This is a genomic window from Acinetobacter sp. YH16051 (assembly GCF_013417135.1).
In the GTDB taxonomy this organism is placed as follows: domain Bacteria; phylum Pseudomonadota; class Gammaproteobacteria; order Pseudomonadales; family Moraxellaceae; genus Acinetobacter; species Acinetobacter towneri.
The window spans coordinates 1-3665 of record NZ_VPEN01000057.1; the positions used below are offsets into that span (position 1 = coordinate 1).

Below are 3665 nucleotides of genomic sequence, written 5' to 3' on the forward strand. Positions count from 1 at the left end.
GTAATTGCTTAGTTAATTCATTGTCCTGCAATGGAGGATATTAAAATCTGTCAGCGTAGACCAGGTATTGATTTAAGTACCTTGTCAAAGAGGGAGGGGATAAAGCTAATCTGCTCCCACCCCTAAATCCTGTCCTTAGTTTGAGGATAGGTACTCCGTATTAAGCAGGGGTTTTTCTTTTAAAGCTCCGCTTCCTTTCCATTGAGAAGCAGATAGACATTACATAACTAATTTTAATGAAAGGCTTGTTCTACTGATCTAGTTGTATTCAGAAATAAACAAAAATTTGTATGGTTAATAATATTTATAAAACTAGATATTTGTATGCACACTAATGCTCTATTGCTTGAATAGATTTAAAAACAAATGATGTAACTTGTATTCTCTTTTCTCTTTTCTAATTTCTGTTTTCTCCACGCCCTCTGTTCTTCTCAATACCTTATCAAACTTCATGCAGTCGGTTGGATTCTGATAACTCTGTACGCTCCCAAATTTTTGGGAACGTATCAAATACCTGTCACGGCGTACACAGCTATCAGATTGGTAGAGATAGGATTTAAATATAGTCCTAGATGCTCACAGAATCGCTCAGATTGAACGAAATACACCTTACCTATATCTATGTACCACTATACTTTTTAGAAGCACCTTAGAGCGCAAATGAGAAGCCATGAGCAAGTGTAAATTTCTATTCCCTGTCCAACCTGCATTGCAGGATAGGTAAATATATCTGAATCCATGCACTCAATTTGCTATGCAGATAATCAAAATTAAAATCAAAATTTTTGAAAGGAAGATGGGCTTTTCTGAAATAAAAAAAGCTTTAAAATGCTTTACTGTTTGCTGTATGCCTTGCCCTATAAGGCTTTCAGAGGGTATGTGTGATACTTTTTACCGTAATGTGTGATACTTTTTACCTGTTGATAAGTGGTTTAATGTGATATTAATTACCGTATTGATGATATTGATATTATATTAGAACAGTGATAAAAGATTACTAATATAACAAAATAACAAATTCACTACCAAAGTGTTGAGAGGGGAAATGAGTAAGGATTCAAGGCTTGTGGTTAAAGATAATAGTTTGATTGATGCCAGTTTCAATCTGTCATTGGTTGAGCAAAGATTGATGTTATTAGCCATAGTTGAAGCTAGAGAGCTAGATAAACTAACACCTGAAACACCAATTGAAGTTAAGGCTACAGCTTACAGAGATCAATACAAGACTGATGAGAGTAACGCCTACTCACAGTTAGCAGATGCTACAAAACAATTGTTTAATAGACAGTTCAGCTATATTGATAGGTATGCTGATACGGATGCTGTAACCGTTTCTCGTTGGGTTAATGAAGTAACTTATGTAAATGATAAGGGTATGGTTGTAATGTACCTGAATCGAAATGTAATAAGCATGATAAGCAGACTTGAAGCTAACTTTACTCAATACCTGTTAGAGCAAGTAAGTGAGTTTAAAAGTAAGTACAGTATTAGATTGTATGAGTTACTGATTAAGTATAGAGATATTGGAACAAGTAAGAAGTTTGAAATAGCAGAGCTTAGAAGTAAGCTAGGCTTAGAAGATAATGAGTACAAGCTAAATGCTGTATTTAAAAGGGATGTATTAGATAAGGCAGTTAAAGAGATCAATGATAAAGCTGATATACAGATTAAGTATGAACAGTTTAAAGAGGGGAGAAAGGTATCTCATATCCTGTTTAAGTTTATTAAGAAGAAAGAGAAGAAGCAGAAAGAGAGTAAAGATAAGAATACTGTAGATATGTTTACAGGACTAAGTATTAAACAATGCCTTATGTTTGGTGATAAGTTAAGTAGAGATATAGCTTTCCAAAACCATTACAAGGCTAATGTTGGAGAGAGTATAGAAGATTATGCAGAACGAATAGCTACAATGCTATCAGATGCTTTCTATATTAAGGAATGGATGACATACCTAGAAAGTGTGGGATATGTACCTAGCAACAAATAAGGGAGCTATATAAGCCCCCTTTTTTATTGTCTGTTATTTAAGACGTTCAGATAGTTGTTCTTCCATAGCCTTAAGTTTAGCTTTGTATTCTTTAATAGAGCTGATTAGTTTGTCATTGCTCAAGTCTTTATAGTCATCCTTGCTAACTGTATTTGAATCAGTACCACGTTTAACTACAGCTTTACGAGGTTTACGTTTAGCAGGGTATGTATATTCTTCTACAGCTTTCTTTTTAGCACCTGTTAAACCTAATAGCTCTACTGTACGAGTACGTGATACCAATGTACAAGGTTTATTATCTTTACCTGTAAATAGAGTTGCTATCTGTTCAGGAGCTGCATCCTTTACTAATTCTAATACTACAGCTTTAGATAGGTTGCCACGAGGTTTAGTTGTAATTGCCATATTCAATACCAACATTTACTTGTTTATTGCTTATAAGCCTATCAGATTGAACGCTGTACGTGAATAGAAATAAATTAGCAAGGCAATTATGCTCACTCATTCACGTAGAGAGAGAAGAACGATGCAAATTATTTTGCACCGCCTACACTAAAAGGTAGTAAGTCTATAACTATTTAGCAGATGCTTCTTTTACTTGAGCATCAAATCTTTTAAGTGCATTAAAAGCCTTACTATCTACAGTACCATCTACAATGGCTACTTCATGTGCGCCTTTGCTAGTTGATACTTTCATCCATGTTCTTTTTGATTGCAGAATTTTAGTTAAAATGCTGTAACTTACAACCATTGTAGCTTGTGAATAGTTAGCCCCTACAGCTTGATCAAAACTAGTAGCATGATCATTCTTTATATTAATAATTTCCCCATCAATATTAAAAGATACTGAGTGAATATTTGCTATTTCATTGAATAGTTGAATAGTAATACCAACATTATCAGGATGATTATCTAACCATGATGCACCAACCATTGGGCACACCATGCTTTTACATGCTGCACCATGCGGAGCAATTGCTACACTTTTCACACCATCAAAATTACTTACTGCTGTCTGTGGATTTAATCCTGATGTTGTTGCACAACCTATAGCAAAAAGACTTGCTAACCCGATGATTAATATTTTTTTCATAAAAATCTCTTAATTATTCAAAAGTAAACTGAATATAGCATTATAAGTATTTAAGACTGATAAAAGCTATCATTAGACTATACTGAAATAATAATCAAATTAAATGAGAATATATCTATCATTAGAGTTGTATTGATAATTAAATGATAGTATTATCATAAGACTTAAAGATATAATGTTATATGATAATGACAGTAAGAATATATGTAAGAGCTAGTACAAAAGACCAAGATGCAGAGAGAGCATTAGATAGCTTAAAAGAGTTTGCTAGTACCATAAACGGCGTTACTGTTGAATATGTAGAGAATGAATCAGGTACAAAGCTAGATAGACCTGTATTAAATAAATTATTAGCAGATGCAGAGAACGGAGATACATTGCTTGTTGAGAGTGTAGACCGCTTATCACGTTTAAAACAAAATGAGTTTGAAGTATTGAAAGGACGTATAAAAGAGAAAGGATTGAAGCTAGTTGTTGCTGATCTGCCAACTACTCATGTACTGCTGAATACAGATGATACCATTACAAGCTCTATCCTGAATTTAGTTAATAACCTGTTAATTGATTTGTTAGCTACTATGGCTC

Annotated in this window: 4 protein-coding genes; 2 read left to right on the top strand and 2 right to left on the bottom strand. The window is 33.7% G+C overall.

What is annotated here, in order from left to right; translation table 11 throughout:
- Positions 1 to 1045 precede the first annotated feature (1045 nt).
- Positions 1046 to 1987, top strand: a complete 942-nt coding sequence (gene repM / locus FTV41_RS13895) for a replication initiation protein RepM (RefSeq protein ID WP_179995756.1) — start codon at positions 1046 to 1048, stop codon at positions 1985 to 1987.
- 33 nt (positions 1988 to 2020) lie between these two features.
- Here repM and FTV41_RS13900 read toward each other — a convergent pair whose 3' ends face one another.
- A complete protein-coding gene (locus tag FTV41_RS13900) occupies positions 2021 to 2392 on the bottom strand; it encodes a hypothetical protein (protein ID WP_179995755.1) in 372 nt (123 codons plus the stop codon).
- A 169-nt stretch (positions 2393 to 2561) separates the two neighbouring features.
- Positions 2562 to 3080: a hypothetical protein gene (locus tag FTV41_RS13905; protein WP_179995761.1), complete on the bottom strand. Its 519-nt coding sequence runs from the start codon at positions 3078 to 3080 to the stop codon at positions 2562 to 2564.
- 188 nt (positions 3081 to 3268) lie between these two features.
- Between FTV41_RS13905 and FTV41_RS13910 the strand changes: the two genes are divergently transcribed.
- On the top strand, positions 3269 to 3665 hold a 397-nt coding region (locus tag FTV41_RS13910; protein WP_179996707.1), incomplete at its 3' end, for a recombinase family protein.

Bases quoted from the DNA above. Each gene is read 5' to 3' on its own strand.
- repM (WP_179995756.1), top strand. From the start codon at position 1,046: ATGAGTAAGGATTCAAGGCTTGTGGTTAAAGATAATAGTTTGATTGAT.
- FTV41_RS13900 (WP_179995755.1), bottom strand. From the start codon at position 2,392: ATGGCAATTACAACTAAACCTCGTGGCAACCTATCTAAAGCTGTAGTA.
- FTV41_RS13905 (WP_179995761.1), bottom strand. From the start codon at position 3,080: ATGAAAAAAATATTAATCATCGGGTTAGCAAGTCTTTTTGCTATAGGT.